At 64.0% G+C, this 25,624-nt stretch carries 28 protein-coding genes, 1 tRNA gene and 1 pseudogene; 16 read left to right on the top strand and 14 right to left on the bottom strand.

All coding sequences use genetic code 11. The features are described from left to right. Positions 1 to 293: 293 nt before the first annotated feature. Both LWC34_RS41975 and LWC34_RS41970 read right to left on the bottom strand, forming a co-directional pair. Positions 294 to 1,370 carry a pentapeptide repeat-containing protein gene (locus LWC34_RS41975; RefSeq protein ID WP_233730768.1) on the bottom strand — a complete coding sequence of 359 codons (1,077 nt, stop codon included), beginning with the start codon at positions 1,368 to 1,370 and terminating at the stop codon, positions 294 to 296. Between the two features lie 438 nt (positions 1,371 to 1,808). Further along, positions 1,809 to 2,009, bottom strand: a complete 201-nt coding sequence (locus LWC34_RS41970) for a hypothetical protein (protein ID WP_233730767.1) — start codon at positions 2,007 to 2,009, stop codon at positions 1,809 to 1,811. Between the two features lie 587 nt (positions 2,010 to 2,596). Between LWC34_RS41970 and LWC34_RS41965 the strand changes: the two genes are divergently transcribed. After that, positions 2,597 to 2,836: a winged helix-turn-helix domain-containing protein gene (locus LWC34_RS41965; RefSeq protein WP_233730766.1), complete on the top strand. Its 240-nt coding sequence runs from the start codon at positions 2,597 to 2,599 to the stop codon at positions 2,834 to 2,836. A 73-nt stretch (positions 2,837 to 2,909) separates the two neighbouring features. Here LWC34_RS41965 and LWC34_RS41960 read toward each other — a convergent pair whose 3' ends face one another. The 3 genes and pseudogenes from LWC34_RS41960 to LWC34_RS58315 all read right to left on the bottom strand — a co-directional run. Further along, the gene (locus LWC34_RS41960) at positions 2,910 to 3,845 is read right to left on the bottom strand and encodes an NAD(P)-dependent oxidoreductase (protein ID WP_233730765.1); all 936 of its coding nucleotides are present in this window, start codon (positions 3,843 to 3,845) and stop codon (positions 2,910 to 2,912) included. 23 nt (positions 3,846 to 3,868) lie between these two features. Then, complete coding sequence (locus LWC34_RS41955; protein WP_233731026.1) at positions 3,869 to 4,489, bottom strand: P-loop nucleotide/nucleoside kinase family protein; 621 nt, start codon at positions 4,487 to 4,489, stop codon at positions 3,869 to 3,871. Positions 4,490 to 4,504: 15 nt separating this feature from the next. Then, positions 4,505 to 4,678 (bottom strand): annotated as a pseudogene (locus tag LWC34_RS58315) (winged helix-turn-helix domain-containing protein); the annotation flags it as partial. A 250-nt stretch (positions 4,679 to 4,928) separates the two neighbouring features. On the opposite strand from LWC34_RS58315, the gene LWC34_RS41945 reads away from it, so the two are divergent. The 9 genes from LWC34_RS41945 to LWC34_RS41905 all read left to right on the top strand — a co-directional run bounded on the left by LWC34_RS41945 (position 4,929) and on the right by LWC34_RS41905 (position 11,553). Continuing rightward, positions 4,929 to 5,171: a hypothetical protein gene (locus LWC34_RS41945; protein ID WP_233730764.1), complete on the top strand. Its 243-nt coding sequence runs from the start codon at positions 4,929 to 4,931 to the stop codon at positions 5,169 to 5,171. Between the two features lie 165 nt (positions 5,172 to 5,336). Further along, entirely contained in the window at positions 5,337 to 5,519 is a 183-nt protein-coding gene (locus tag LWC34_RS41940) for a hypothetical protein (protein ID WP_233730763.1), read from the top strand. Beyond that, on the top strand, positions 5,516 to 5,839 hold the full coding sequence (locus LWC34_RS41935) for a hypothetical protein (protein WP_233730762.1): 324 nt from the start codon (positions 5,516 to 5,518) through the stop codon (positions 5,837 to 5,839). The genes LWC34_RS41940 and LWC34_RS41935 overlap by 4 nt, the downstream gene beginning before the upstream one ends. Next, positions 5,836 to 6,702 carry an ABC transporter permease gene (locus tag LWC34_RS41930; RefSeq protein WP_233730761.1) on the top strand — a complete coding sequence of 289 codons (867 nt, stop codon included), beginning with the start codon at positions 5,836 to 5,838 and terminating at the stop codon, positions 6,700 to 6,702. Before LWC34_RS41935 ends, LWC34_RS41930 begins: the two co-directional genes overlap by 4 nt. After that, entirely contained in the window at positions 6,702 to 8,876 is a 2,175-nt protein-coding gene (locus LWC34_RS41925; RefSeq protein WP_233730760.1) for an FtsK/SpoIIIE domain-containing protein, read from the top strand. Before LWC34_RS41930 ends, LWC34_RS41925 begins: the two co-directional genes overlap by 1 nt. A 248-nt stretch (positions 8,877 to 9,124) precedes the next feature. Then, entirely contained in the window at positions 9,125 to 9,637 is a 513-nt protein-coding gene (locus tag LWC34_RS41920; RefSeq protein ID WP_233730759.1) for a hypothetical protein, read from the top strand. Then, positions 9,634 to 10,785: a DUF3631 domain-containing protein gene (locus tag LWC34_RS41915; protein WP_233730758.1), complete on the top strand. Its 1,152-nt coding sequence runs from the start codon at positions 9,634 to 9,636 to the stop codon at positions 10,783 to 10,785. The genes LWC34_RS41920 and LWC34_RS41915 overlap by 4 nt, the downstream gene beginning before the upstream one ends. Further along, the gene (locus tag LWC34_RS41910; RefSeq protein ID WP_233730757.1) at positions 10,782 to 11,021 is read left to right on the top strand and encodes a helix-turn-helix domain-containing protein; all 240 of its coding nucleotides are present in this window, start codon (positions 10,782 to 10,784) and stop codon (positions 11,019 to 11,021) included. Before LWC34_RS41915 ends, LWC34_RS41910 begins: the two co-directional genes overlap by 4 nt. After that, a complete protein-coding gene (locus tag LWC34_RS41905) occupies positions 11,005 to 11,553 on the top strand; it encodes a site-specific integrase (RefSeq protein WP_233730756.1) in 549 nt (182 codons plus the stop codon). Before LWC34_RS41910 ends, LWC34_RS41905 begins: the two co-directional genes overlap by 17 nt. Here the strand turns inward: LWC34_RS41905 and LWC34_RS41900 are convergent. Beyond that, positions 11,550 to 12,401 carry an IS5 family transposase gene (locus tag LWC34_RS41900; RefSeq protein WP_233722595.1) on the bottom strand — a complete coding sequence of 284 codons (852 nt, stop codon included), beginning with the start codon at positions 12,399 to 12,401 and terminating at the stop codon, positions 11,550 to 11,552. The two genes, LWC34_RS41905 and LWC34_RS41900, sit on opposite strands and share 4 nt — an antisense overlap. A gap of 59 nt (positions 12,402 to 12,460) precedes the next feature. On the opposite strand from LWC34_RS41900, the gene LWC34_RS41895 reads away from it, so the two are divergent. After that, positions 12,461 to 13,114 (top strand): site-specific integrase, encoded by a 654-nt coding sequence (locus LWC34_RS41895; RefSeq protein ID WP_233730755.1) that lies wholly within the window; start codon positions 12,461 to 12,463, stop codon positions 13,112 to 13,114. Positions 13,115 to 13,183: 69 nt separating this feature from the next. On the opposite strand, the gene LWC34_RS41890 is transcribed toward LWC34_RS41895, so the two are convergent. After that, positions 13,184 to 13,257: transfer RNA gene (locus LWC34_RS41890), tRNA-Pro, on the bottom strand. A 21-nt stretch (positions 13,258 to 13,278) separates the two neighbouring features. Further along, complete coding sequence (locus LWC34_RS41885; protein ID WP_233730754.1) at positions 13,279 to 14,229, bottom strand: metallophosphoesterase; 951 nt, start codon at positions 14,227 to 14,229, stop codon at positions 13,279 to 13,281. Between the two features lie 76 nt (positions 14,230 to 14,305). Here LWC34_RS41885 and LWC34_RS41880 point away from each other — a divergent pair, with 76 nt between their 5' ends. Together LWC34_RS41880 and LWC34_RS41875 are read left to right on the top strand one after the other, a co-directional pair. Continuing rightward, positions 14,306 to 14,776: a GatB/YqeY domain-containing protein gene (locus LWC34_RS41880; RefSeq protein WP_233730753.1), complete on the top strand. Its 471-nt coding sequence runs from the start codon at positions 14,306 to 14,308 to the stop codon at positions 14,774 to 14,776. A gap of 246 nt (positions 14,777 to 15,022) precedes the next feature. After that, positions 15,023 to 15,400 (top strand): hypothetical protein, encoded by a 378-nt coding sequence (locus LWC34_RS41875; RefSeq protein WP_233730752.1) that lies wholly within the window; start codon positions 15,023 to 15,025, stop codon positions 15,398 to 15,400. A gap of 55 nt (positions 15,401 to 15,455) precedes the next feature. Here LWC34_RS41875 and LWC34_RS41870 read toward each other — a convergent pair whose 3' ends face one another. After that, a complete protein-coding gene (locus LWC34_RS41870) occupies positions 15,456 to 17,909 on the bottom strand; it encodes a transglycosylase domain-containing protein (protein ID WP_233730751.1) in 2,454 nt (817 codons plus the stop codon). Positions 17,910 to 18,105: 196 nt separating this feature from the next. Here LWC34_RS41870 and LWC34_RS41865 point away from each other — a divergent pair, with 196 nt between their 5' ends. Further along, positions 18,106 to 18,408: a WhiB family transcriptional regulator gene (locus tag LWC34_RS41865; RefSeq protein ID WP_233730750.1), complete on the top strand. Its 303-nt coding sequence runs from the start codon at positions 18,106 to 18,108 to the stop codon at positions 18,406 to 18,408. A 20-nt stretch (positions 18,409 to 18,428) separates the two neighbouring features. Here LWC34_RS41865 and bagB read toward each other — a convergent pair whose 3' ends face one another. The 5 genes from bagB to LWC34_RS41840 form a co-directional block, all read right to left on the bottom strand. Beyond that, positions 18,429 to 19,559 (bottom strand): ATPase BagB, encoded by a 1,131-nt coding sequence (gene bagB, locus LWC34_RS41860; protein WP_233730749.1) that lies wholly within the window; start codon positions 19,557 to 19,559, stop codon positions 18,429 to 18,431. Next, on the bottom strand, positions 19,556 to 20,560 hold the full coding sequence (gene bagA, locus LWC34_RS41855) for an ATPase BagA (protein ID WP_233730748.1): 1,005 nt from the start codon (positions 20,558 to 20,560) through the stop codon (positions 19,556 to 19,558). Before bagA ends, bagB begins: the two co-directional genes overlap by 4 nt. Before the next feature lie 45 nt (positions 20,561 to 20,605). Then, a complete protein-coding gene (locus tag LWC34_RS41850; RefSeq protein ID WP_233730747.1) occupies positions 20,606 to 20,857 on the bottom strand; it encodes a hypothetical protein in 252 nt (83 codons plus the stop codon). A 166-nt stretch (positions 20,858 to 21,023) separates the two neighbouring features. Then, positions 21,024 to 22,037: a tyrosine-type recombinase/integrase gene (locus tag LWC34_RS58310; protein WP_233730746.1), complete on the bottom strand. Its 1,014-nt coding sequence runs from the start codon at positions 22,035 to 22,037 to the stop codon at positions 21,024 to 21,026. A 169-nt stretch (positions 22,038 to 22,206) separates the two neighbouring features. Continuing rightward, a complete protein-coding gene (locus LWC34_RS41840; protein WP_308200209.1) occupies positions 22,207 to 23,439 on the bottom strand; it encodes an ISL3 family transposase in 1,233 nt (410 codons plus the stop codon). A 413-nt stretch (positions 23,440 to 23,852) separates the two neighbouring features. Between LWC34_RS41840 and LWC34_RS41835 the strand changes: the two genes are divergently transcribed. Continuing rightward, the gene (locus LWC34_RS41835; RefSeq protein WP_233722595.1) at positions 23,853 to 24,704 is read left to right on the top strand and encodes an IS5 family transposase; all 852 of its coding nucleotides are present in this window, start codon (positions 23,853 to 23,855) and stop codon (positions 24,702 to 24,704) included. Positions 24,705 to 25,170: 466 nt separating this feature from the next. Further along, positions 25,171 to 25,620, top strand: a complete 450-nt coding sequence (locus LWC34_RS41830) for a hypothetical protein (protein WP_233730745.1) — start codon at positions 25,171 to 25,173, stop codon at positions 25,618 to 25,620. Positions 25,621 to 25,624 lie beyond the last annotated feature (4 nt).

Below are 25,624 nucleotides of genomic sequence, written 5' to 3'. Positions count from 1 at the left end.
GCTTGGTTTGACCTTGCGTCGCTGCTGGTCAGAGGCATGCTTGTGTCCGTGGACGTCCGGCAGCGTGCGCGGTGATCCGTCGTGATTGTCAGGCAGTACGACAGGCATCGGCAGGCAAGCAGCTGACGGTGTATGTGCGGCACTCCTGCTCGCGTCTCCGACGTCCAACCAGTTTAAGGATGTCTGTTCAGGCTGCCCATGACGATTTTGGTGACCGCTCCGCCCGGTTGGTCCCATGCTGGGGCCACATGTCCCCTGTCTGGTGTGGTTTGGGCGGCAAGAGCAACTTGGTGTCAGCCCGGGCCATCGTCGACGTTTTCACGGAAGCGATATCTTCCGTCAGCTTCCCGGACGGACAGGTCTTTGAGTGTCGCAATGTGCTCCGCCATGTCGGGAGGCCATCTCGTGTACTCGGACCACCATGCACCGGCGAACGCGGCATGGACGAATTTCGTGCCCATGTCCTCTGGATCCTTGGGATGACTTCGCCCAAAGTTTGCGCCCGAAAGATCTGAATTCTTAAGCCCTGTGAAATAGAAATCGGCGTCACCGAACTCTGCGATGTTCAGTTTTGCCTCTGTTAGATCGCTCATTCTAAAGTTTGCTGTACGGAAATTCGCTCCGGTAAGATCAGCGCCAGCAAGATTCGCTTGTTCGAAGTTGGTATCACTAAAGGACCCTCCTCTAAGAATCGCGTCCGTTAGAGTGGCGCCTGTAAAATTTGCTGCGCTACAGTCTGCTCCTGCGAGATTCGCTGAGCGAAGATAGCATCCGGCAAAATTTGCTTCCATTAAATGGGCGTTAGCGAGATCTACGGGTTGCCATCCCCAACCATATTTCGGATCGATTGATGTGGTGCGTAGGTGTCGTGCAAGAATACGTTGCGCCGTCGATCTTACCTGTTTTTCGTGGACCTGATCCTCATGCCAAACGCGGTCCTCGCGCGACGCATCGCGCTCAAGGTGGCCAGGTTCCGAGTATGGCATGCGGAGATAAGCGCAGAGCACGCTAACAACTGCTTCGCGTTGGCTTTCGTTGCCCTGACCTAGTCGCTCAAGGCCATGAAGTCCTGCCAAACGAACGGCGGCTTTTCCGGATCCTACCTGTTCCACAGCTTTTGTGTAGAGCTCAGTAATGCGTCGTTCGATCGCGTCATTTGTGGTATCCGCACTCGAAACCTCTTGATGCCACTGTCGACGAACTGCGAGTAGCAGGGCGAAAACTCCGCCTGTGGCCGCCGCAATGCTAAGGCCGGTCTTTATGGCTTCGACCCGGGACGCGGCAGGGTCCTTAGCGAGTTCGGCTTGTTCCAACAACCACGAAGTGGCACCCCAGCCTACGCTCGCGATAATCAAAGCTGATGCCAGCACGGTCCACCAGCTTAAAAGCGAAACCGGCCCGTTTGACGATGACGCTCGCCGCCGGAGTTGGAAAATTCCCGCGCAGGTTAGGCCGATTGCTGTCGAAAAGAGTGCGATTGCAACGATCCACTCTCTGAGCCATCGAAAAATGATCGACCAGTCTAGGGGGATGAAGACCCAAACGGCGCCTACAGCGAAGGTCGTAAGTCCAGCTGCCATCAGTAGGTAAGACTTGACGTTTCGGCCTACCGAGGTCGACGGTGCATTCACACTTCATTATTCGATGCTGTGGCTGTCGCGCTACGCGTCTTTCTAAAAGTCACCCAAATGAGACATGATGGTTACCTGTCCACCGTTCCAGCGCGCGTCCGCTCTACTGCCGCAGGCTTACGTAGTAAAATCGAAAGTTCGCATTAGCTCCCCAGCACTCTCCGTTGAGACAGCCAATTACTTGGACTGGTTGCCGCGCAACAGCTCCAAGATGGCGTCCAGCTTCTCGCCGTGGTCCGCCTGGGTGGCCGCGATCTCGTTCAGCCGGTTTCCCTGACGCTTCTGCGTGGCGTCGATCGTGGCCAACAGCTCGTAGATCGACTGGACGTCGTTGTCGAGCTGCCGCACCTTGCGTTCGATCTCTGCCGGACTCGCCATGAGGACAGAGCCTAGCCGCTCTGCACTCGGCAAGGCAGGGTCACAGGAGAGACCTGCGTCTGTCGTCCACGTCCGTAACCGCCGTAAATGCCGTAACTATGCAGGTCAGGCGGTTGCGGATACGGCTCGAATCCGTAATTGGTTACGCGCACTCACGCGGTTACGTGCGTGCATGGCCATCCGCAACCGTTTGACCAGCGAAGTTACGGCGGTTACGGCCTTTACGCCCCTCTCGGGACACGGTCCTACCGGCGGTCGGCTGTCCGAACAACCAGCAGATCACCGGCTGTGGACGCGACAGCTGACGTTGTCGTCGCCCTTCTGCCAGCCGAGATCGTCGCGCCATGTGTATCGACAGCAGCAGTCTTGGTGGGGTCGTGGGCATCGTTTCTCGATCACGAGCGGTATCCAGCATCGGCAGTCGGTGGGGCGTCGGCACTTGAGCTGCACCGGCCGTGGGCTGGGTGCAGGTGTGTTTCGTGGCCTGCCTGGCATGTGCCCATCGTATGACGCAGTATGACGCACTACATAGCACTAGGGTGCGTCCGGGTGATTTATGCAGGTCAAGGCCGCTCTACGTTGATCTCGTGAACGATGTGCCAGCGTTCGATCCGGAGTCGGCGGACTACGTGTATCTGGCGGTCGCCAACCACATCGCGGCTCGTATCGCTGCTGGTGAGCTGAAGTCGGGCGACCGGCTACCTGGTGAGCGTGACCTCGCCGAGGAGTACGGCGTGGCGTTGGGCACGATCCGCCGGGCGACGCAGGAGCTACGCGATCGCGGCTTGGTTCGGACTGTGCGCGTGAAGGGCACGTTCGTCGTCTAGGCACCCGAGTCGGACAAGCGAAAGGCCGACGGCGAGGAGTGACCTCGCACGTCGGCCTGTTGCGTTCGGGCGGCTACCTATCGCGCTGCACCATGTTGGAAGGCTTGCCACCTTCAACGAACGTGGCGATTTGCGTGGCGGCGACCTCGTAGCAAAGGGCGTTCGTGCCCGGCACGGTTCGCGACATGTGTGGGCTGATGATGGCGTTTTTGCAGGTCCACAGGGGGTGCTCCGCGGGGAGGGGTTCAGGGTCCGTGACGTCCAAAGTTGCGCGGAGCCGTCCGGTCTGAAGTTCGGCCGTGAGCGCGTCGGTATCGACGATCTCGCCGCGTCCCACGTTGACGACCATGGCGCCATCTGGCATCGCAGCAAGGAAATCCTTGTTCACTAGCCCGCGAGTGTCCTCATTGATCGGAGCCGCGATCACGACGATGTCATGGGCGCCAACGAGATCTGGCAGTGCGGTTGCCGGGTGGACACCGTCACGGGCGCTGCGAGCGACCAGCGTTGCGGAGGCCTCGAAGACTTCGACCCGCTTTGCGACGGCAGTACCGATCGCTCCCGCGCCGATGATGAGGACGCGCTTGCCTGCCAGGGTGTCGGCATCTACGCGGCGGTGCGCCCAGACGCGCTCGTCTTGGTATCGAACTAATGCGGGCCATTGGCGATACAGGGCGAGAATCGCTGAGATGACCCATTCCGATATTGGGCGGCCGTGAGCGCCCCGGGCGCTGGCGAGAAGTACATGCCCGGGAACCTCGCCGGACCATTCGTCGACTCCGGCGGACAGCAACTGAACCATTCGTAGCTCGGGGAGACGATTGAGCAGCGGTAGGGCGCGGTGACTCCCCCGGAACGGAGGCATCAGGATGTGTGCCGCACGCTGCTCTGCCGTGAGGTCCAGTGTGTTCGGGTCGTAGGTGAGCACCTCGACGCCATCGATTTGTTCGAGTCGTTCAACACCGACCCGATCGTCAGTCTCATTGCTTACCAGCACCGTGATGGACAACGTGCCTATCCCCCTAGTCTCGTTTACCGATCGGCAAGCTGCCGAAGCAGCTCAATGGCCTGGTCCTGCAGTGGGCTCGCGTCGGCAGAGTTGTCGATGACCGTGTGTTCTATCGCAGGTGTGAAGTTCAGATCGACGGACGCGATGTACTGGTCCCAGTTGGACAGTTTGTTCGAGTCGCGCGCGGCTCCGCGCTGTTTGATGTAGGTCTTCATCGTGGGCTCATCGCAGCGAACCCACACCACGTGAAGCTCCGCGTTCAGGCTCGAAATGCTTGCGGCAGTCCGCTCACACCATGCGCGGTCAGAAAGTTCACGAATGAACGGCGCAGTGACGATCGCGCTGTTCCCACACGCGACGTTTTCAGACATCGTCGACATGAGCGCTTCGTATTCGGTGGGACGGATGACGTTCAGGTACACATCGGACTCGCGGTCACTGGGCGCGACGCCCAACTGTTCTAGTGCGGCCTCAACGACAGGCCGCGTTGTGGTGTCCTTGTCCAACATCGGCCAGTGCGAGCGACGCGCAAGAATCCGGCCGAGCTCAGTTTTTCCACTCCCGGCATAGCCGCCAATGAGAACAACTTGCGGGACCGTGGGAGTTGCTGACGACTGGGAAGGCTCTGCGTCCGGGTTGTTCACGATTCGTCCCACGCGATCCTTGGTGACGACAAGGCCTTCCTTCTCAAGCTCTCGCATGGCGCGCAGTGCGGGGTCGACGCTCACGCCGAACTGATCTGCCAGCGCCCGAGTGCTCGGGAGCGGTTGACCGTGACGGAGGCGTCCGGCCTCGATCTCGTTGCGGATGGTCCGGGCGATCACGCTCCACATGGGCCCGCGATTCGCCTCTGGGCGAGTGGACGGGGTGCTCATCGGGCGGCCTCCCTAACTCATGTCATCTGTCATGTCGCAACCTAACAGATGACGGCAATGTTCGCCTATCAACGCACGTCAGCGACCTATCAGGCTTTTCTCTAACCTGACAGTTGACGGGTTTTATGACAACTGTTAGGTTCAGTCGTGTTGGCGATCACAGAGACCGCCGAGACACCGAGAACCAGCCAAAAGGGGACTTCGTCAGATGAGCAACACCACGAACGCACGTGCGCAGTTCAGCCCGGACGGGCTCACCGAAGCGATGATCGACGCGCTGATCGTGGAAGTGGCGGACGAGTTGGCCGACGCGCCGACCGCCACGACCGCACTGCTGGACGGCACGGCTCGTGAGCAGCGGGACCGCCGCATCGTTCAGCGCAGGTTGGGCGGCATGGTCCGCGTGCTCCGCGTGCACAACTCTGTTCCGATCGGAACGGAAGCCGCGTAATGCCTCGCGCCGCTGAACTCAACACCCGGACCGGTGGCCACTCCGCCAAGAACGCCCACCGGCCCGGCGCCTCCAACACCCACGAATGAGCTGGAGATGCCCAGAATGTCTCACAAGACGCGCAAGTACCAACCGCGCTCCGGTGCTCGCCGGACGCTCCGTCAGATGACCGTTCCGGCTGCGATCGCCTACGTGCTCGTGACCGTGTTGACCCTGCTGGCCCGTGGCGTTGTGCTGATCGCGGCATTGATCGCCGACGTGGCCGAGCGGCTCGCCGACGCCGGAGACACCGCCCGTGCGGTCGCCCGTCGCCCGGTGGTCATGAGCACGACCGGTGGTGCGGCATGAACCTCACCGACCCGTTCGTGATCGGTCTGGCCGTGCTCGCGCTGGTCGGCCTGTTGGCCCTGCGCCGCACTGGCAAGAACAAGGCCGCCACTGCCGCATTGCAGGTGCGCGAAGTGACGCGCATGGGCGGCACGTTCGTCCGAACGCTGTTCATCTCCGGCGTGATCGTCGCCGTTCAGGCAGCCGTGTGGACCTTCTCCACTGACACCACCGCACGCGTCGTCGCGCTCGCCGTCCCTGCACTGCTCGCTGGCGTCACCGTCGCCCGACTGTTCGCCGTGACCACGGTCGTGCACACCAAGAAGGGAGGCCACCGATGACCGCGAGCACCGGAAGCGCCTACCCCGCATCGGTCGAGGACCTCTTGCCTCTCGTACGGACGCGAATGGCGGAGCTGGGCAAGCTCCCGTCCCGCAACCAGATCATGCGTGAGTTCAAGATTGGCGGGCCCAAAGCGGCTGCGATCCGCGAACGGCTTGCCGACACGGCAGACGAGTCCGAGACGCGGGACAGCGTCGACACCACCAAGCAGGTCCGCGCTCTGCACTCAGTGCCTGAGATCGAGCCCAACGCAGAGGCAGGTATGGCCGACGAAACGCCCGAACCTGTCGCCGACCAACGTCCCGACGACCAGCCGACCACCGAAGACTTTGCGCAGGTCAAACAGGACGTAGACCCGGGCACGCCAGTCCCCGCGGAGCGGCCTTCGGCGGCCGAATCGGCGACGACCGACATGGCCGAACCGAGTCCAACGCGCCGGGTCCGTCGGTGGCCTGTGGTTCTGCTGGCCCTGCCTGCGTTCGTCGCCATTTGGGGCGGCTGGGTGGGCCTGGGCCGGATGACCGGGTTCGGCCCGATTCAGCTCCTGCCGGGCATCTGGGATGAGTTGGTCGTCAACTCCGCGATCACGTTGCCGATCGGTGTTGAGGCTTACGCCGCGTTCGCCATGAGTGTGTGGCTGTCCGGCCGGACCCGGTCGGCCCGGACCCGACGATTCGCGATGTGGTCCGCGCTCGGTTCGCTCGCGCTGGGCATGGCCGGACAGGTCGCGTACCACCTGATGTCCGCCGCTGGCATCACCACGGCCCCGTGGCTGATCACGACGTTTGTGGCCTGCCTGCCTGTGGTTGTCCTGGGTTGTGGCGCCGCGCTGCTGCACCTGATGCATGAGGAGGGGAACTAATGACCAGCACCGATCCGATGGTGAGCGCGTCCAGCGACTCGCACGGCTCTGACGACGACGGCGTGGTTGTCAACTTCCCTTACACCGCAACGGATTCTTCCGAGACGCTGCCGGGTACGGAGGTCGAGCCCGCGCCGCCGGTGGTGGAAGGCGAGATCGTTGATGAGCGGGAGATGCCGGATGTACTTCCGGTGTGGCTGTCCTCTCGTGAGTCGGCAAAGGCGACGGTGCGTTGGGCGGCCGAGTACGGCGCCCGGTACGTGGGCTTCCACGTCGTGCGTACGCCGCTCTACACCCTGCGCATTGGTTGGTGGGCTTTGCGCGGTGTGGCGCGTGGTCTGTGCCGTGGCGCGGGCTGGGTGACTGCCCGCAGCGACTACCGGGAGATGCTTTGCGACGCCCGTGAGGCGCGGGACTGGGACCGAGTCCGGTTGCTGAAAATCGAGCGCGCGGAGAGCGCCCAGCACCGATGGAAGATGACCGGAATCAGCACGGCGACCCTCGCTGCCGCTGCGACGGCCGGAGTCCTGGCGGCTGACATCGATCCGACGGCACTCGGGTGGAGCGCAGGACTCGCAACAGCCTTGGGCGCCATCTGGCTTGGACGCCCGACTGACACTCCGATCCTTCCGACCGGACCGATGATGCCGGTACGGATGGACCTGTCAGCCGACATGCTCACCGATGCGCTTCGCGCCGCTGCGCTGGTCAAAGCTGACGCCACGCCGAGTCTGGTCACGCCGATCCACAAGGATGGGGCCGGGTGGGCAACGGTGTTCGACCTGCCCAGGGGTGGCGGCAAGACGGCCGCTGACGTGCTCGCCAAGCGCGCCGTGGTCGCGGCCGAGCTGGGCGTCGACGAGATTCAGGTCATCATGTCCCGGGTTCGCGCGGTCGCCGGTGGCAACGCTGGTCGCGTGTCCCTGTGGGTGGCCGACGACGACCCGTACTTGGGTGCGCCCAATCCGTCCCCGCTGCTCGGAGTCGAACAGTTCTCTGTGTGGGATCCGATTCCGTTCGGACAGGACGCCCGTGGCCGTCGGATCGCGCTGGACATCATGTGGCAATCGATGTTCTTCGGTGGCCTTCCCCGACGCGGCAAGACATTCGCCCAGCGAATCGCCTCCGCAGCGGCCGTGCTCGACCCGTACGCCCGTCACTACGTCGCCGACGGCAAGGGCGGCGCGGACTGGATGCCCATGCGAGGAGTTGCTCACCGGCTCGTGCTCGGCGCGGAGGAAGAGGCAATCGAGCGGTTCGTGTCCATGTTGGACGAACTGATCTCGGAGATGGGCCGACGGTTCGCCGTGTTGTCGACGCTGCCGAACTCGGTGTGTCCTGAGGGCAAGCTGACGCCGGAGATTCAGCGCCGCTATGACATGCCGGTCGTGTTCATCACCATTGACGAGCTGCAAGAGTATTTGTCCGCAATGGACAACGCGACGCGCGAAACGACCGTCGAGAAGCTGTGCCGTCTCGCCCGGCGTGCTCCGGCGGCTGGGTTCATCCTGAACGCCGCGTCGCAGCGTCCGGACGCTGACTCCGTCCCGACCAAGCTGCGGGAGATCATCACCTACCGGTACTGCACCCAGGTTGTGGACCGGACGTCGTCAGACATGGTGCTGGGTAAGGGAAAGGCTGCTCAAGGCGCAGACGCCTCGATCCTGTCCGAAGATCACAAGGGTGTCGGTGTCCTGGTCACCGGTCCCGGTTCGTTCGAAATTGTCCGGTGCGACTACATCGACGTGCCAGCGTTCGCCGAGATCTGCCAGCGTGGCCGCGAGCTGCGCATCAAGGCAGGCACGCTGAGCGGTGACGCCGCGTCTGATCCGGTGGCCGCAGCGGAGGCAGCCGGGGTGAACATCCCTGCGGTGTTGGCGGACGTGCTGTACGTCATGCACGGCACCGACCGGATGCACACGACGACGATCCTCGATCGGCTGTCCAACGTGGACGAAGACCGGTACGCGGACTACACGCCCGAACGGCTCGCCACCGAACTGGAGAACGCCGGGGTGTCCCGCACTGGCAAGCAAGTCAAGATCGACGGCCGCAACCTCGCCGGATACCGCCGGGCTGACTTGGAAGCGGCCGTACCCGCCGGTGCGACGCTGCCCACGCCGCGTCCACCAGTCGACGAAACGTCTACCGACAGTGACGAAGTAGAGGGCTAGGGGTCTACTCGACCCGCTACCCGGCGGCCTCTGCCGACCACCGTCGGGTAGCCCTCTCCCTCTACCGGGGTAGACCGCGGGGACATGGGCTCTGACCTGCGAGGTAGCGGGAGGTAGATGCCTCCCGCGCCACGCACCCGCCACCTCGTTTCACCGCCTCACAGACCACCGGCCGATCAGCACACGCGCTGATCGCCTTCCCCTCGCACGCACACATGCGACTACAGAACGCAACGAAGGGACACCTCGTGATTCCCGCGACCGACTTGGAAGCCGTGGTGATCGGAGTGCTCATGCAGCTCTCACCCGACACCGCAGAACGGCACCTCAACCGGCTCGAACCGGGCGACTTCACCGACTGGCGAGCAGCCACCGTCGCCGGACTCCTGGCCGACATGATCACGGCCGGGCTGTCCAGCGTGGACCCTGCCGCCATCGTCGGCTACGCGCTACGGACCGGAGCGATTCCGGGAGAACACAAGCTCAAGCGCGTCGCGGAGTGGATGGCTGACGCCTACACCCTTCCATGGCACGGCGGAGATCTCGGCTACCACATTGATTTGCTCATCGAAGCGTCCTACCGGCGGCACGTCGTCATCTACGCCAAGCGGTTGCTACAAGCGGAAACCGACGGAGCCCTCGATCTGCTCGACGGCCAGATCACCACCGGATACGCCGGGCTTGCCGCCCAACGCCAGCGATTCACCACCAGGCCCTTCACGCCTGAGGGGATCACCCGTCACGAAAGGAAGGCAGCATGACCGCCGCACTGCGGGTCGTTCCGACTCCGACGTCCCTTCCTGGTCACGAAGTGCTGAACCAGGTTCGTGACTTCGTGGCGCGATTCTCCGCATTCCCCTCGGAGCACTGCGCACCGATGCTCGCGCTTTGGTACGCGCACACGTGGGTTGCTGACGCCTTCTACATCACGCCCCGGCTCATCCTGTCCTCTCCGGAGCCAGGATCGGGCAAGACGCGCGTGCTGGAAATCGCGCAGCACCTCACCAACCAACCGGAAATGACCGCAGGCGGTTCAGCCGCTGCGTTGGTCCGGATGGTCGCGGCCGGACCGATCACCATCTTGATGGACGAAGTGGACACCGTTTTCGGTGCTGGGGGAGCGGGCAACGAAGACGTCCGGCAGATGCTGAACCTCGGCTACAAGCGCACCGCCACCATTCCCAAGACCAAGGGCGACCCGGCAACCGGGTTCACAGTGGAACGTCTCCCGGTTTTCGCGCCCGCTGCATTGGCGGGACTTGCCGGACGGATGCCGGACACAATCACCACTCGGTCCATCACCATTCACCTTCGTCGACGTCGGCACGACGAACGTGTCGAGTCCTACCGGGAATCTAAAGTCACCCGTCAGGCCACACCGATCCGCGAGGCGCTGAATGCGCGGGCGACCAGCATCGGCGAAAGGCTGGTCGAGGCAGAGCCCAACATGCCGCCGGGAGTCGACGACCGTCCAGCCGAGATCTGGGAACCGCTCTTGGCCATTGCCGACGAAGCGGGCGACCACTGGCCGACAACCGCGCGGAACGCGTGCAGCCACTTCGTGTTCAACCAGAAAACCACGCCATCACTGGGCGTCCGCATGCTTGCCGATCTCCGCACGCTGTTCAACGGGGAGTCCACAGAACGGATGCACACCGCCGAGATCGTCACACGCCTGCGCGCGATCGACGACGCGCCATGGGCTGACCTCAACGGAAAACCGCTCGACGCCCGTCGACTCGCCCAAGAGTTGAGCCCGTACCAAGTCGCTCCACTGACGTTCAAACACAACGGCACCAACGCAAAGGGCTACGTCACCTATCCCACCAACACCCAAGTCGAACAGGTCGGCTTGTCCGATGCATGGGCGCGTTACCTGCCCGCTGAGCCGTCCGGAGGTGACGCGTGAACACCGAGGCACACAACGCTGTTCCGACCGCTGTACCGCTCCGACACCTGTACCGGATCCCCGAGGCGATGGGATTGCTCTCCATGAGCCGCTCGGTCATCTACGAGCAGATTCGCGCGGGTCGCCTGCGCTCGGTCACACAGGGCCGAACGCGACTCATTCCGGCGCTCGCCATTCAGGACTACGTCCAGCTACTCATGCGTGAATCGGGGGTTGAATATGACCAAGCGTCGTAGCCGTGGTGACGGCAGTCTGCACTGGCACGAGCAGCGACAGCGGTGGATTGCGGTTGCCACTGTTGGATGGACTCCCGCCGGAAAGCGGATTGTGAAGTCGGGAAGCGGCAAGACCAAGACGGAGGCCAAGAACAAGCTCAAGGAGATACTCCGCGACTACGACGACGGCTTGGCGATTGCGCCCCACGACTACACGGTGGAGAAAGCCGTCAGAGATTGGCTGACCTACGGGTTGAACGGACGCGACCAGCAAACGGTCAAGACGTTGACCATCCTTGCTGACACCCATGTCATTCCAGCGCTGGGCGCCCGCAAGCTGCGTGACCTGTCTGCTGAGGATGTCGACAAGTGGCTTGCCGACAAGGCCAAGACACTCGCCACTCGAACGCTCCGTGACATTCGGTCTGTGCTCAAGAGAGCAATTGCCCGAGCGCAGGCGCGCGACAAGGTGAAGCGCAACGTCGTGATGCTGTGTGACGTCCCGGTTGGTCAGACGGGACGGCCGTCTAAGAGGGCATCTGATCTTAGTTAGGCAAGAATGTCTGCTTTGGGTGGATCGTTTCGCCAGGTTTGGGTGGATTCCCCGGTCAGGGTGCGGCTCATTATGTTAGTCATCGCCCAGTGGACCATCGTGCGCGACCGCTGGGGCAGGGCTTCGTAGTCGCGCGCGAGTCGGCGGTGTTGCATCAGCCAGCCCAGACTGCGCTCCACTACCCACCGCCGGGGCAACACGTGGAATCCCTTGGCAGAAGGGCGTTTGACGACCTCAACCCGGATACCCCGCTGGGCTCCATGACGGATGACTGTGTTGTTGTAGCCACCGTCCACCCATGCCGCCGACACGGTCGGATGCGCAGCGGCGAGATGATCGAGAACCTGTTGCCCGCCAGCGGAATCCTGCACCGACGCCGCGGTCACGATTACCGCCAGCAGCAGGCCGAGCACATCGGTGGCGATGTGCCGTTTGCGGCCCTTGATCTTCTTGCCCGCGTCGATACCCTGACTGGATTCGCTGACATTGCAGGAGGTTTTCACGCTCTGCGAGTCGATGATCGCCGCCGTCGGGGCAGCAGCGCGGCCTTTCGCGACGCGGACTTGGTCACGCAACAGGTCATGCAGCGTTTCCGTTGTGCCATCGGCTTCCCACTTGGCGTAGTAGTCATAAACCGTCTTGCAGGGCGGGAAGTCGTGCGGCAGATACTCCCAGGCGATCCCGGTCCGGCACACGTACAGGATCGCGTTCACGATCTCCCGCAAGTCATGCACGCGCATCACGGTTCCCGGCCCACGCCGGGCAGCACGCCACGCCGTCAGCGTTGGCTCGATCAACGCCCAGCGAGCATCGGACAAGTCGCTGCGGTACGCACGCCGGGACCCCACAAGTTGATCAAGGTATCAGCCGTCACCCGACACAGACATATCGCCCCAACCAAGATCAGATGCCCTCTAAGGCGCTCACCTTCGACCAGGCGGAGGCGATTCTTGCCGCTGCGGAGGCGGAGCAATCTGTCATTGGCACGTACATAGTTGTGTCGTTGCTGAGTGGCGCCCGGACGGAGGAAATGCGGCCGCTGACCTGGTCGCATGTCGATCTCGCCGGGAAACCAAAGGCGAGTCCTCCGGTGCCTCCACACATCATGGTGTGGCGGTCTGTGCGCGCCGGGGGAGACACCAAGACCCGCAAGTCCCGCCGCACGTTGGCCCTACCTCAACGATGCATTGACGCGCTCAAGACACACCAAGAACGGCAGGCCAGCCGACGGGAGGCAACAGCCGGGCAGGGACGGGCAGATCACGACCTGGTCTTCGCCTCCGAAGCTGGTACGGAGTTGGACGCGGCCAACGTACGGCGTGCCTTTCGCCGGGTGGCCAAGGCCGCCGGGCTGGTCGCGAAAGACTGGACACCTCGTGAGCTCCGGCACAGCTTCGTCTCGTTGCTCTCAGACAGTGGCGTTCCGATCGAGAAGATTGCGCTCCTGGTGGGCCACAGCAGCACGAGCGTGACGGAGCAGGTTTACCGCCACCAGCTCCGGCCAGTCATCGAAGACGGAGCGGTCGCGATGGACGGCATTTTCCCGACCACGGCGGCTTAGACAGGCAGTTAGGCAGGCAGGGCATTAAAAGAGCCCGTCCACTCTAAAGTGGACGGGCTCTGACCAGCGTCGGGGTGGCGGGATTCGAACCCACGACCTCTTCGTCCCGAACGAAGCGCGCTACCAAGCTGCGCCACACCCCGGCTTGTCTTGCTGGGGATACTCTAGCGGACGTCTGCGCGGGCCCCGAAACGGGTATTGGGTTTTGCCGCCTCGCCACCGTTCGTCCTGGGTACGAGGGTGAGCAGGCTTGCTTCCGGCGGGCACGCGAATCGCACTGGGGCGTATGGGGATGTGCCGAGTCCGGCGGATACGTGCAGCCACATGTGGCTGCCCCAGCGGGAGGCGCCGCGGGCGCGGGAGCGATCCAGATCACAGTTGGTGACGAGTGCGCCGTAGCCGGGGATGCGGAGTTGGCCGCCGTGGGTGTGTCCGGCGAGTACTAGGTCGTAGCCGTCGCTGTCGAAGGCGTCGAGGACTCGTGGTTCGGGTGAGTGGGTGATGCCCAGCCTGAGTGCCGCTGTTGGGTCTGGGCGGCCGGCGATTTCTTTGTAGCGGTCGCGGCGCAGGTGTGGGTCGTCGACGCCAGCGACCGCGATGTTGCGGCCGTCGACGCTGACGATTTTGCGGACGTGTGTCATGTCGTGCCAGCCGCGTTCGACCATGGCTGCGCGGAGGTCGCGCCAAGGCAGTTTGATGCCGTGGATGCGCTTCTTTTTCGCGCTTGGCAGGAGGTAGCGGGCGGGGTTTTTCGGTTTCGGCGCGTAGTAGTCGTTGCTGCCGAAGATGAAGACACCCGGCCGGTTCATCAACGGGCCGAGGGCGCGCACGACGGCTGGCACCGCCTGCATGTGTGCGAGGTTGTCGCCGGTGTTGACGACCAGGTCTGGTTCGAGTGCGTCGAGTGCCGCGATCCAGCGCTGTTTCGACCGCTGGCCGGGCAGCATGTGGATGTCCGAAATGTGCAGGATTCGCAGTGGCCGGGCGCCTTCAGCCAGGACGGGCAGGGTGGCTTGGCGCAGTGTCCATCGCCTTCGTTCGATTCCCGCCGCGTACGCGACGGTCGCCGCACCTGCTGCTGTCGTTGCCAAAGCGATTCGGGCCCACGTACTCACGCCTTCGAGAGTACGGCGCCCTGGACACGCCGTGGCAGCCGCCGCCGTGTTGGAAGGCGGCGGTAACGTTCGTGTTATGGCGGAGCTCAAGGACAAGTTGAAGTCGGACATGGTCGTCGCGCTGAAGGCCAAGGACACCGCCCGGCTGGGCACCCTGCGAATGGTGCTCGCGGCGGTGAGCACCGAAGAGGTCGCGGGCAAAGAGGCGCGTGAGCTGACCGACGAGGAAGTCCAGCGCGTGCTGACCCGTGAGGCCAAGAAGCGCAAGGAAGCCGCCGAAGCCTTCGATTCCGCGGGTCGTGCCGACCAGGCCGCGGCCGAGCTCGCCGAAGCCGAGGTCATCGCCGAGTACCTGCCAGCCCAGCTGTCCGACGACGAGCTCGCTGACCTCGTCGCGCAGGCCGTTGCCGAGGTTGCCGAGCAGACCGGCAGCGCGCCGAGCCAGAAGCAGATGGGCCTTGTGATGAAGGCAGCGAACGGCAAGGTCGCCGGTCGCGCCGAGGGGGGCCGGGTCGCTGCCGCTGTGAAGGCTCGCCTCAGCCAGTAACGAACGATCAAGGGCGTCTCGTCTCCTGCGGGAGGCGCCTTTTTCGTGTCGAGCGCTGTCAAGCGATTTTCCAACAATTCTGGCCGAGTGTGCGGTGTTCACCCGTTTGGCCAGTTGTCTCGTTGGTGTCACTACGTTTTTATCGGTTCTGGTCGTGATCTACGCGCCCTCGCTGGGGGAGGTCGCCTTGTCGTGCCGTATCGCAGTGCCCCATGCCTACGGCACCTTGTCGATGGAGGGATCCGTATGTGGTTGAAAAGGCTGGGAGCCGCTTTTGTCATCGCGTTGGCTGTGCCGCTTTCGATGGCTGGTTCGGCAACTGCTGACGCTCCGATTCCCGCACAGTGCAAGAACATCGGTAACGGAAATCTGTGCATCGAGCTGGACAGTCCATATTCCCCTGGGTGGTACCAGAAGATCCATGGCGGCACCGTTTGTGGCACGCTTTATATGATCGGCGGCGGCAGTTTCCAGAACATCGGCGACTTCTGCTGGTCTGCTGGTCAGACGCATACTGGCCACGGTTATACCGGTTCGGCTGGCGGGTGCTGGCACACCCGGCTGAGGGTGGACCGGCCGGGCGGCGGTTATGACGAATACGACTCGCCCCTCGCATGTAGGTGAAGACAGTAAAAGAAAGCCCGCAGGCGCACCGCCTGCGGGCTTTCTTTGTTCAGGTTTATCCGCCGCCCTCTCCAGGGTCGCCGCCGCCACCTTCGCCGGGATCACCGCCACCTTCGCCGGGGTCCTCACCGCCAGACGAAGGCGGCGGGTTGGTCGTGGTGTCGTGTTGTACGGGCGCGCTGCCGGTGGACACGTAGATCGTGATCGTGCCGCCAGCCACCTTCGTACCGCGAGGGGTTTGGCCGACGACTGTGCCGCGTTTCCTGCTGTCGTCGCGTTGCACCACGCTGACCTGATATCCGGCGCCCTGCAGGATGTTCGTGGCTTCCTGCTCGGTTCGGCCGACCACGTCCGGCACCCGCACGTCCGGGCCGCCGTCGACGTAGCGTTGGTCGACCGGTGGCAGCGGCAGGATCGGTTCGTTGCCGTGCAAGGCTTTCATCGCCGCGAACCAGGTTCGTGCCGGTACCTTGCCGCCGAAGATGTTGCCTTCTCTGGTCGTCAGCGACGGCGGGTCGGTGTCGCGGATCGGACGTGGGGAGCGGCCGTCGTTGAAAGTCTGCACCGCGGCCGCGTACTGCGGGGTGGCGCCGACGAAGCCCGCCGACTTGTGATCCTGGGTCGTGCCGGTCTTGCTCATCATCGGCCGGTTCCAGCCGACCGACCGTGAGGCCGCGTTCGCTGTGCCACCTGGCAGATCGTCTCGGCTCAGGCCGGTCACCAGCGTGTTGGCCAGCGGTTCGGCCACCGCCTGCTCGCAGGGCGCCTCTTTGCCCTTCAGGTCGACTGGGTTTCCGTTGCGGTCGATCACTTCGACGATCGGCGACGGTGGGCACCACACGCCGCCGCTCATCAGCGTCGCCCCGACGTTCGCCAGTTCCAGCGGGCTCAGTGGGTTCGGGCCGAGGGTGATCGCCGCGCCGCCTGGGTAGCCCGGCTTGCTCTTGAAGTGCTGCGCCTGGGTTTCCTCGCCTGGCTTTGCCGGCCTGCCGCTCATGTTCGACGCCATGGTCTCGCGCATGCCGAGGCGCGTCATCATGTCGATCACCGGGTCGGTGCTGCCGAGCATTTCCTCCAGCTTGACGAAACCGGTGTTCGGTGACGTCGCGAGCGCCGTCTGCAGCGTCATCCGCTCGGGGTACTTGTCGCTCGCGTTGCCGAGGCAGTACCAGCGCGTGTCGCCGTCGTTCGGCCGTTCGGTCCGTGGGCACGACTTCCCGCCACCGGTGAACAGGCGGGATGTGTGGTGGTTCGGCGTCTCGATCACGTTGTTGATGCCCATGCCCTTTTCCAGGGCCGCTGCTGCCGTGAAGATCTTGTTGATCGAGCCGGTGCCGAACTTGTTCTCGATGCCATACGGCTGCGGGTATGTGGTCTGGCCCTTCGAGGCGTCCGTGCCGTAGTCCCGGTTCGACACCAGTGCGAGCACCTGGTGCTTGTCCTTGCCCGGCTTGACGATCGCCATCACGTTCGCGATGCCGTCGGTCGTCTTGGGCACCTCGGCCATCGCCGCGTTCTTGGCGAGCGAGGTGGCGTTCAGGTCAAGGCTGGTCTTGATCGTGTAGCCGCCGATTTCCAACTGGTCCTGGGTGAAGCCCAGCTTTTCCAAGTAGTCCTGGACGTACTGGCAGAAGAACCCGGCCTCCGGACCGGCGCCGGTGCAGTTCTTCGCCGGTTTGACCGGCTCCTCGGCCACGCCCAGTGGCGACGCTTTCGCTGCCTCGCCGTCGGCCCTGGTCAACCTGCCTGTCTCGATCATCGTGTCGATCACGACGTTGCGCCGTTCCAGCGCCTTGGGGGCGAACCGCCACGGGTTGTACAGCGAGGGGTTCTGCACCATCCCGGCGAGCATCGCGGCCTGCGGCACGGTCAGCTTGTCCGGCGTGGTGTTGAAGTACGTCTGCGCGGCCGCGCCGATGCCGTAGATCGAGTTGGAGAACTCGACCACGTTGAGGTAGCCGGTGAGGATGGCTTCCTTCGTCATCCGCTGCTCGATCTGGATCGCGGCCTGCGCCTCGCGCAGCTTGCGGGCCATGCTGGCTTCCTGCGCGTTTTGCTGCTGGACTTTGTCCTTGCGGTAGATGACGTTGATCAAATAGTTCTTCACGTATTGCTGCGTGAGTGTCGATCCACCCTGCTGGGTGCCACTGCTTGTCCGCAGCGCGGCACGCATTGTGCCTTTCCAGTCAACGCCGTGGTGTTCGTAGAACCGCCGATCCTCGATCGAGATCAACGCTTCCTTCATGATCGGCGAGATCTGCTCTTCGGTTACCGGTATCCGGTACTGGTCGTACAGCGTGGCGATCCGCTGACCGTTCGAAGCGAGTAGTGAAGTGATCAAGGGCGGCGGTATCTCCACCATTTCCGCCTGTGCGCTGTCGATGGTGTCGCTGGCCCTGTTCGAGGCCACGCCGACCGCCCCGACCATGGGAAACATGATTCCGGCGACCAGCACGCCCGCCAGCAGACAGAGGCTGAGCATCTTGAACACGCCGTTGGTGAAACGCACGAAGGTCAGGGTACCCATAGACCCGTTCGAGTCGCTCGCTACGCTGCGTCAATCGAATTGACTTCAGAGCGCCCTGTGTGCGACTAGTCAACGAAGGGGTGGAACCGGGGGCGTTCGAACGTCGTCAATCTTGTCACGACAGGCAGCTGGAGCCGGGGGGCTTCGGACATGGACACGACGGTAGGAGCTGGGGGAGATGTATTCGCATCCCAAACCGCAGGACTGGCGCGTCAACGCGGCTTGCCGCGGTGATGATCCAGACGAGTTGTTTGTACGAGGGGCGGAACAACGCAAGGCGAAACTGGTATGCGTGGCATGCCCGGTGCGCACCGAGTGCCTCGCCGAGGCACTCGACAACAGAATCGAGTTCGGCGTCTGGGGCGGGATGACCGAGCGGGAGCGCCGCGCACTGCTGCGGCGCAGGCCGGACGTCACGTCATGGCGCGAACTCCTGGACAACGCACGGCGCGAGCAGTCCGAAGACGCCCAGGTCGGTTGACCCAGCTTGGGTAAGGACGGTCAGCCCGCGCTGAGCTGATCACCGATCTGCCGCAGGCCCGCCAGGTCATGCACGTCCGACGGCATGGCGGGCACGCGGGTCACCGGCACACCCTGGTGCGCCCGGGTGAACCGGGCGACAAGGCGGCCTTCCCGATCCGCGACGGACACCCGGTCGGCGTGCAACCGAAGCACAGCCGCTGCCAGCGGCGAGTCGCCACGACGCTCCAGCGCCTCGGCGGCCGCCAAGGCCTTCGGGCCGGGCAGGTCGGCCAGCACCGGATGGGTGCGGTTGACCACGAGCCCGGCCAGCGGCATCGACTCACCGGCCAGCCGCTCGACGAAGTAGCTGGCCTCACGCAACGCGTCCGGTTCCGGCGCGGCGACAACCAGGAACGCCGTGCCGCCGGAGCGCAGCAGCTCGTACGTCCGGGTCGCACGTTCGCGGAAGCCGCCGAACATACTGTCGAAGGCCTGCACGAACGCGGACGCGTCGGCAAGCAGCTGCCCGCCGACGATCGTCGACACCGCCTTCGCGAACAGCGTGAACCCGGCGCCGATGACCTTTCGCAGCCCCCATCCGCCCGCTTTGGCCGGACCGGCGAGCAGTTTGATCATCCGGCCGTCCAGCGCGGTGGACAGGCGTTGTGGCGCGTCGAGGAAGTCGAGTGCCGAGCGGCTCGGCGGGGTGTCGACGATGATCAGGTCCCATTCGCCGTCCGCGGCGAGCTGCCCGAGTTTCTCCATCGCCATGTACTCCTGCGTGCCGGAGAACGAGCTGGAGATGGTCCGGTAGAACGGGTTGGCCAGCACTTCCTTGGCTTTGTCCGGCCCGGCGTGCGCGTGCACCATGTCGTCGAACGTGCGACGCATGTCCAGCATCATCGCGGACAGCTCGCCGGCCGGTTCGAATCCGTCGACCTCGACCTTGCGCGGCTGATTGCCCAGCTCAGGAAGGCCAAGCGCTTGCGCGAGCCGTCGCGCGGGGTCGATCGTGAGCACGACGGTCTTGCGGCCGCGCTCAGCCGCACGCACCGCGAGCGCCGCGGCGGTGGTGGTCTTGCCGACTCCGCCTGAGCCGCAGCACACGATGACCTTGGTCGACGCGTCGTCGATCAGCTCGTCGATCTTCAGTGCCGGGGTGGTGGTCACCGGACCCCCTGTTCGACCATGATCTCGGCCATTTCGTACAGCGCGGCGACGTCGACTCCGTCGGTCATCTCCGGCAGTTCCAAGGCGGGCAGGTCGCTTTCGGCCAGCTGCTCACGCGACGCGCCCTCAGCCTGTACGCGGATCGCGTGCTCGACCGTCTCGGCCACCAGGCCGTCCAGCACATCTTTGCCCAGGTCAATCCCGGCGGCCTCAAGCCCGGCACGGATCCGCGACCCATCGACACGACCGCCGGCCGCAGACGTCACGGAGCGTGCTGGCAGGCGCGGCGGACGAACCCGGTTGAGGATCACGGCGCCAGGCCGCAGATCGGCGCCGTCCAGCTCGGCGACGGCTTCCATGGTTTCCCGGACCGGCATTTCCTCAAGCAGCGTGACCAGGTGCACGGCGGTGTCATCGGAGTGCAGCAACCGGACAACGCCGTCGCTCTGGCCTTTGATCGGGCCAACTTTCGCCAGATCGGCCATAGCCCTTGTGACATCGAGAAACTTCACGATACGGCCGGTCGGCGGCGCGTCGAGAACGACAGCGTCGTACACGTGCCGCCCATTGTCGCCAGTCCGCCCGACGGTCTCCTTGATCTTGCCCGTGAGCAGCACGTCCCGCAGGCCCGGAGCCAACGTGGTGGCGAAGTCGATCGCGCCCATCCGGCGCAGCGTCCGCCCGGCGATACCCAGGTTGTAGAACATCGACAGGTAGTCGAGCAACGCGGCCTCGGCGTCCACGTGCAGCGCGCGGACCTCGCCGCCACCAGGTGCGGCCGCGATGCGCTGCTCCTCGTACGGCAGCGGCTGGGTGTCGAAGAGCTGGGCAATGCCCTGGCGGCCTTCGACTTCGGTGAGCAGAACACGTTTCCCGCCGGTCGCCAGCGCGATCGCCAGCGCCGCGGCCACGGTGGTCTTCCCGGTCCCGCCCTTGCCGGTCACCACGTGCAGCCTCGCTCTGGCGACGTGATCGGTCCAACCTACGACAGGGGTGGTCACAAGTTCAGCGTAAATGTCGGATTAACCCTGTGCTGCCAACAAGCATCAGCTCGTGAGCAAGAGCACTGCGTTGACGACACCGACGAGCGCGACAATCCCCCACACAACCGGACCCGGCAGGACCGTCAGCGACAACACACAGAGCAACACAATGATGGTCAGGGAGATGGCGCCGGTCTGCGCGACCGTCGAATTGGTCGCGCCTTTCCGATCACGCGTCTGTGCCATCGCCAGCAGCACAAGGATCACGCCGCCGAAGCCGATCAGCGCGCCCGCGATGACTCGCCACGTCTCCATTGCACGACGCTACCTGGAGGTCCGGATGGTTACGAAACGACACGGGATAGTCTCCGGCTCATGACCAAGTGGGAGTACGCGAGGTAGTTCTGGCTGACCAGCGCGGGAGGTATCCCAAGGGTGCCGAAGTCAGCACCAAGTCAGCACATGATCCCCAGTCAGCACCCTAAGCGGCTGCAGCCAGCTCTGCGGGTGGTCGCAACGCCTGTTGCATGACTCGCCTCATCCGCTCAGGCGCGTCTTCGGTGAGGTGACCGTAGATGTCCACGGTCATGTCGATCGAACGGTGACCGAGCCAGTGAGAGACCTCGTGGAGCGCTACTCCGCCAGCGAGAGCCGTGCTCGCGAAGAAGTGACGTAGGTCATGCGGAGTGAAGTCCAGCCCGGTCGCCTTCATGGCCATGAGCCAGTAGTGGCGGAGCGTCGTCCGCGTGGCGAGCTTGCCGGATGGAGCGGCGAACAGTAGGCCGTCCTGGCCTTCGATCGTCCACGTTCCCCGCTCGTCGACGTGGGCCGTGATCTCGTCCGCCAGGAAGGCCGCCAGAGGGATCTCGCGATAGTCACCCTCGGAACGGTGCTTCAACGGCGCCAGAGCTGGCTCACGGCTGCCGCCAGGCCCCTTTACGGACGTCTGTTGCCGCACCCTGAGCACAGACCCCCGAACGCAGTCGATCGACACGGCGAGGGCCTCGCTGATCCGCAACCCCAATCCGGCCATGAGCCACACCGCCAGGCGGTATCGCTCAGGCATGGCCCCTGCGATCGCGTTGACCTCAGCGAGCGTGGGGATCTGGTCCCGGTCCACTGCCTGACTGGACATCCTCGGATAGGTGACGTCGTCACATTGGTTGCTCGGTATCCGTCTGTCCTTGACTGCTGCCTTGAAGAAGGACTTGACCGAAACCATGCGGATCTTGATTGTGTACGCCGCTAAAGGCTTGTTGTCGTCGTAACCACGATGCAGCTTGGTGACGAGGCTCTGGACGTCGCTCGTCGTAGTACCTGCAAGGGACTTGCTGCCCATGTGTGGGAACACGTGGTTGACGAAGAACGCGCGGTAGTCCTTGCGTGAGCTGTCCGCAAGGATCTGGTGATCCAGCCACTTCTCAGCCCATGCTTTGACTGTGACCTTGCCGCGCTCCGGGTCGAGATAGGTCCCTTGGTTCTTGTCGTTCTCCACCTTGACCGCGAACGCGTCAGCTTCCCGCTTGCGGGGGAGCGTCTTCTCTCGCTGCTTGCCCGTGCGTCCGCCGGGCTCTCGATAGCGAACCGTCCAAGGGTGACCGCATCTGGCGCCTTCGCATGGTGGGTCAGCGTCCTTGCACTTCTGGAATACCGGCTCTTCGAAGTTATGCGGGGTTGAGGCATCCTCGGGCTTTGCGGGTGGTGGCGCAACGGGTGCGGAGTCGCTGGCTGGCGGGGTTGCGGAAACCGTAGGCGTCGCGGGCGACGGTTTTGATGACACGGTTGGTGCCTTCGGATCCGGCGTTGGTGATGTCGGTGTCGAGGAAGGCGAGGATTTCGGGCCACCAGGCCGAGACCGTGCCGGCCAGACGCTCCAGTTCGGGTAGGCCCGAGGCGGCGCACCGCTCGTAGAACCGGGACAATCGGGCCCAGATCGTGGCCCGGTCCGGGTGGGTGCGGGCCAGGGCAAGCAGATCGAGCAGGTCTTCCTTGGCGTTCCACGCGGCCAGGATCGGCGTCCCGATTACCGCGGGCAGCGCGCGAAGATCGTCGATCATGGGGTCCAGGTGCTGCTCGTGCATCCGGGCGGCGGAGCGGGTCAGCCGGTTGCGCAGTTCCCATTCGCGGTTGCCTTTCCGTCCTCGCCTGCCCCGCACCTGCAGGGTGACCCTGCGACGTACCTCGGTGAGGGCCTGGTTGGCCAACTGCACGAGATGAAAGTGGTCCACGACCAGCCTGGCCTGCGGTAACGCGGCACGGGCCGCGGCCTTGAAAACCGTGCACATATCGATCGCCACGACCCGGACGCCCTGACGCCAGGCCTCATCCCACTGGGTGAGCCAGTCCCGCACGGCCACACTGGTGCGGCCCTCGACCTGCCCGAGCAGCCCCTGCCCGCCCGCCAGGTCCACGAACCCGACATGCCAGCGATCCACCGTGATCTCCCAGCACTGCTGTTCGTCGTTCCAGGTCCATTGTGGACGGCCCCGGCGGATCTCGTCGATCCCCAGCACCGCCACCGGTTGCGGCTTGTCCGGCAGCACCGCCGTGGCGTGTGCGGTGAACGCGGCCGAGACCACCGGCCAGGACAGGCCGTGATCACGCGCGGCTTGCACGATCGTGCGCCCACCATCGGCCACCGCCGCACCGGCCGCCTGCCGCAACCGAGTGGTCACCCGGGCTCGAGCCGGAATCTCCCCGATCGCCTCGGTGAACGTCTTCCTGTCGCATCCCTGCTGGTCACAGTGCCACCGACGCTTACACCACCGCAGCTCGACAGGCCGGCCGGCCACCGGCAGATCTCTCGGGCTGGTCGTCACCCACCCCTTGACCCGCCTCGCCCGCACTCCACATCCCGGGCAGATACAAGCCTGCTCGTCCGCGGTAACCAGGTGCACGACCGGCCCATCATGTACTGCGTCCTCGACCCGAACGACAGCCAGACCGGCAAGGCCCAGCAGACGGGGGCGACCAGCGGGAGGCGGGTTAGATCACGGGTTAGGTCCGCGCAGCCGGGTTAGATTCCTAACTCGGCGGGTTAGGCGCCTGATTCGCGCCGCGAGCTGCGGGAAGTTAGCGGGTTAGGTGGGTTAGGTCCACGTGCGACACCCCGCCACAGAGGGCCGAAACGGCAGTCTCACAAGGGATGCCGTCAGAGCTAACTGAGACGGGGAATGAGACGAACGCCCGGCCACCATGTTCGGTGTCCGGGCGTTTTCGCTGGTCAAGCATGGAGCCGCCTAAGAGGGCATCTGATCTTGGTTGGGGCGATATGTCTGTGTCGGGTGACGGCTGATACCTTGATCAACTTGTGGGGTCCCGGCGTGCGTACCGCAGCGACTTGTCCGATGCTCGCTGGGCGTTGATCGAGCCAACGCTGACGGCGTGGCGTGCTGCCCGGCGTGGGCCGGGAACCGTGATGCGCGTGCATGACTTGCGGGAGATCGTGAACGCGATCCTGTACGTGTGCCGGACCGGGATCGCCTGGGAGTATCTGCCGCACGACTTCCCGCCCTGCAAGACGGTTTATGACTACTACGCCAAGTGGGAAGCCGATGGCACAACGGAAACGCTGCATGACCTGTTGCGTGACCAAGTCCGCGTCGCGAAAGGCCGCGCTGCTGCCCCGACGGCGGCGATCATCGACTCGCAGAGCGTGAAAACCTCCTGCAATGTCAGCGAATCCAGTCAGGGTATCGACGCGGGCAAGAAGATCAAGGGCCGCAAACGGCACATCGCCACCGATGTGCTCGGCCTGCTGCTGGCGGTAATCGTGACCGCGGCGTCGGTGCAGGATTCCGCTGGCGGGCAACAGGTTCTCGATCATCTCGCCGCTGCGCATCCGACCGTGTCGGCGGCATGGGTGGACGGTGGCTACAACAACACAGTCATCCGTCATGGAGCCCAGCGGGGTATCCGGGTTGAGGTCGTCAAACGCCCTTCTGCCAAGGGATTCCACGTGTTGCCCCGGCGGTGGGTAGTGGAGCGCAGTCTGGGCTGGCTGATGCAACACCGCCGACTCGCGCGCGACTACGAAGCCCTGCCCCAGCGGTCGCGCACGATGGTCCACTGGGCGATGACTAACATAATGAGCCGCACCCTGACCGGGGAATCCACCCAAACCTGGCGAAACGATCCACCCAAAGCAGACATTCTTGCCTAACTAAGATCAGATGCCCTCTAAGGGAATCGAACCCTTGACCTACGCATTACGAGTTCCGTAGTGATCATGTCGAAGGGCTCCAGGTAGTACCGCCCCGGTCCGATCAGTGCAGATCAGGCCGGGGCGGACACTGTTCCATGATCGTCTGGACCGAGCCGTCATGGACCGTCCGGGCGCACTTCGGGCTCACGTCGTGGCGCGGCTACAACGTCACTCGATTGGTCAGTGGGATGGCTTGCTGGCCGACCACACGAGGACGATGCCTGACATGGAATACAAGACTCCGAGGATTTGCCGACCTGCACAGGCAGTTGAGGCGCAACTCTCGGGAGGGCGGTAGCCCGTTCGAGTGATGGAGCCGACCGAAGGAACGGACCCGATTCGTCACACGTCTGACGAACTGGTCGTAGCGACGTGGTAACGGTTGGTACGCTGCGCGACGGTAGCTGTCCAGGGGAGTGACGCTATGGCGACGTTCGAGCAAGATCAGTCGGGTACAGCCGCTGAGCAGATTGATGCTGAGGTCGCCACGGCTCAAGCTGGGCGGATCATCGTCGGCACATTCGGCGGCGAATACGAACACCAATCCGGTGGCGGTGGAGCCGGTGGTCACTTCGAGTTCACCAGCCTTACTGAACTGGACGGCATCATCGCCGACCTGAAGTCCGAGCGTGAGGGCATCTTTAACGATGGTTCGAAGATTCGCTACGCGATCGGCCTTGTTGAACCACCCGCTAAGGACATCATGAGTCAACTGCAGGCCAAAGCCACGATCAACTCGTGGCAACTCGCATTCGAACACAACCAACGGATGCTGGCCGCCGCAGACGCGGAGATTGCGAAGTTGGAGGCTGCTCGCAATGCGTACTCCCACGTTGAAGAGGGCAACACCGCGAGCATGAGAAAGCAGGGTTAGTCGG

Source organism: Kibdelosporangium philippinense (assembly GCF_021390435.2).
Taxonomy (GTDB): Bacteria; Actinomycetota; Actinomycetes; order Mycobacteriales; family Pseudonocardiaceae; genus Kibdelosporangium; species Kibdelosporangium philippinense.
The sequence above is the reverse complement of the archived record's forward strand: the minus strand, read 5'-3'. Positions and strand labels throughout refer to the sequence as shown.

Bases quoted from the DNA above. Each gene is read 5' to 3' on its own strand.
- LWC34_RS41945 (WP_233730764.1), top strand. From the start codon at position 4,929: ATGAGCAACACCACGAACGCACGTGCGCAGTTCAGCCCGGACGGGCTC.
- LWC34_RS41880 (WP_233730753.1), top strand. From the start codon at position 14,306: ATGGCGGAGCTCAAGGACAAGTTGAAGTCGGACATGGTCGTCGCGCTG.
- LWC34_RS41925 (WP_233730760.1), top strand. From the start codon at position 6,702: ATGACCAGCACCGATCCGATGGTGAGCGCGTCCAGCGACTCGCACGGC.
- LWC34_RS41865 (WP_233730750.1), top strand. From the start codon at position 18,106: ATGTATTCGCATCCCAAACCGCAGGACTGGCGCGTCAACGCGGCTTGC.
- LWC34_RS41850 (WP_233730747.1), bottom strand. From the start codon at position 20,857: ATGGAGACGTGGCGAGTCATCGCGGGCGCGCTGATCGGCTTCGGCGGC.
- LWC34_RS41935 (WP_233730762.1), top strand. From the start codon at position 5,516: ATGAACCTCACCGACCCGTTCGTGATCGGTCTGGCCGTGCTCGCGCTG.
- LWC34_RS41940 (WP_233730763.1), top strand. From the start codon at position 5,337: ATGACCGTTCCGGCTGCGATCGCCTACGTGCTCGTGACCGTGTTGACC.
- LWC34_RS41895 (WP_233730755.1), top strand. From the start codon at position 12,461: ATGCCCTCTAAGGCGCTCACCTTCGACCAGGCGGAGGCGATTCTTGCC.
- LWC34_RS41875 (WP_233730752.1), top strand. From the start codon at position 15,023: ATGTGGTTGAAAAGGCTGGGAGCCGCTTTTGTCATCGCGTTGGCTGTG.
- LWC34_RS41930 (WP_233730761.1), top strand. From the start codon at position 5,836: ATGACCGCGAGCACCGGAAGCGCCTACCCCGCATCGGTCGAGGACCTC.
- LWC34_RS41905 (WP_233730756.1), top strand. From the start codon at position 11,005: ATGACCAAGCGTCGTAGCCGTGGTGACGGCAGTCTGCACTGGCACGAG.
- LWC34_RS41970 (WP_233730767.1), bottom strand. From the start codon at position 2,009: ATGGCGAGTCCGGCAGAGATCGAACGCAAGGTGCGGCAGCTCGACAAC.
- LWC34_RS41915 (WP_233730758.1), top strand. From the start codon at position 9,634: ATGACCGCCGCACTGCGGGTCGTTCCGACTCCGACGTCCCTTCCTGGT.
- LWC34_RS41830 (WP_233730745.1), top strand. From the start codon at position 25,171: ATGGCGACGTTCGAGCAAGATCAGTCGGGTACAGCCGCTGAGCAGATT.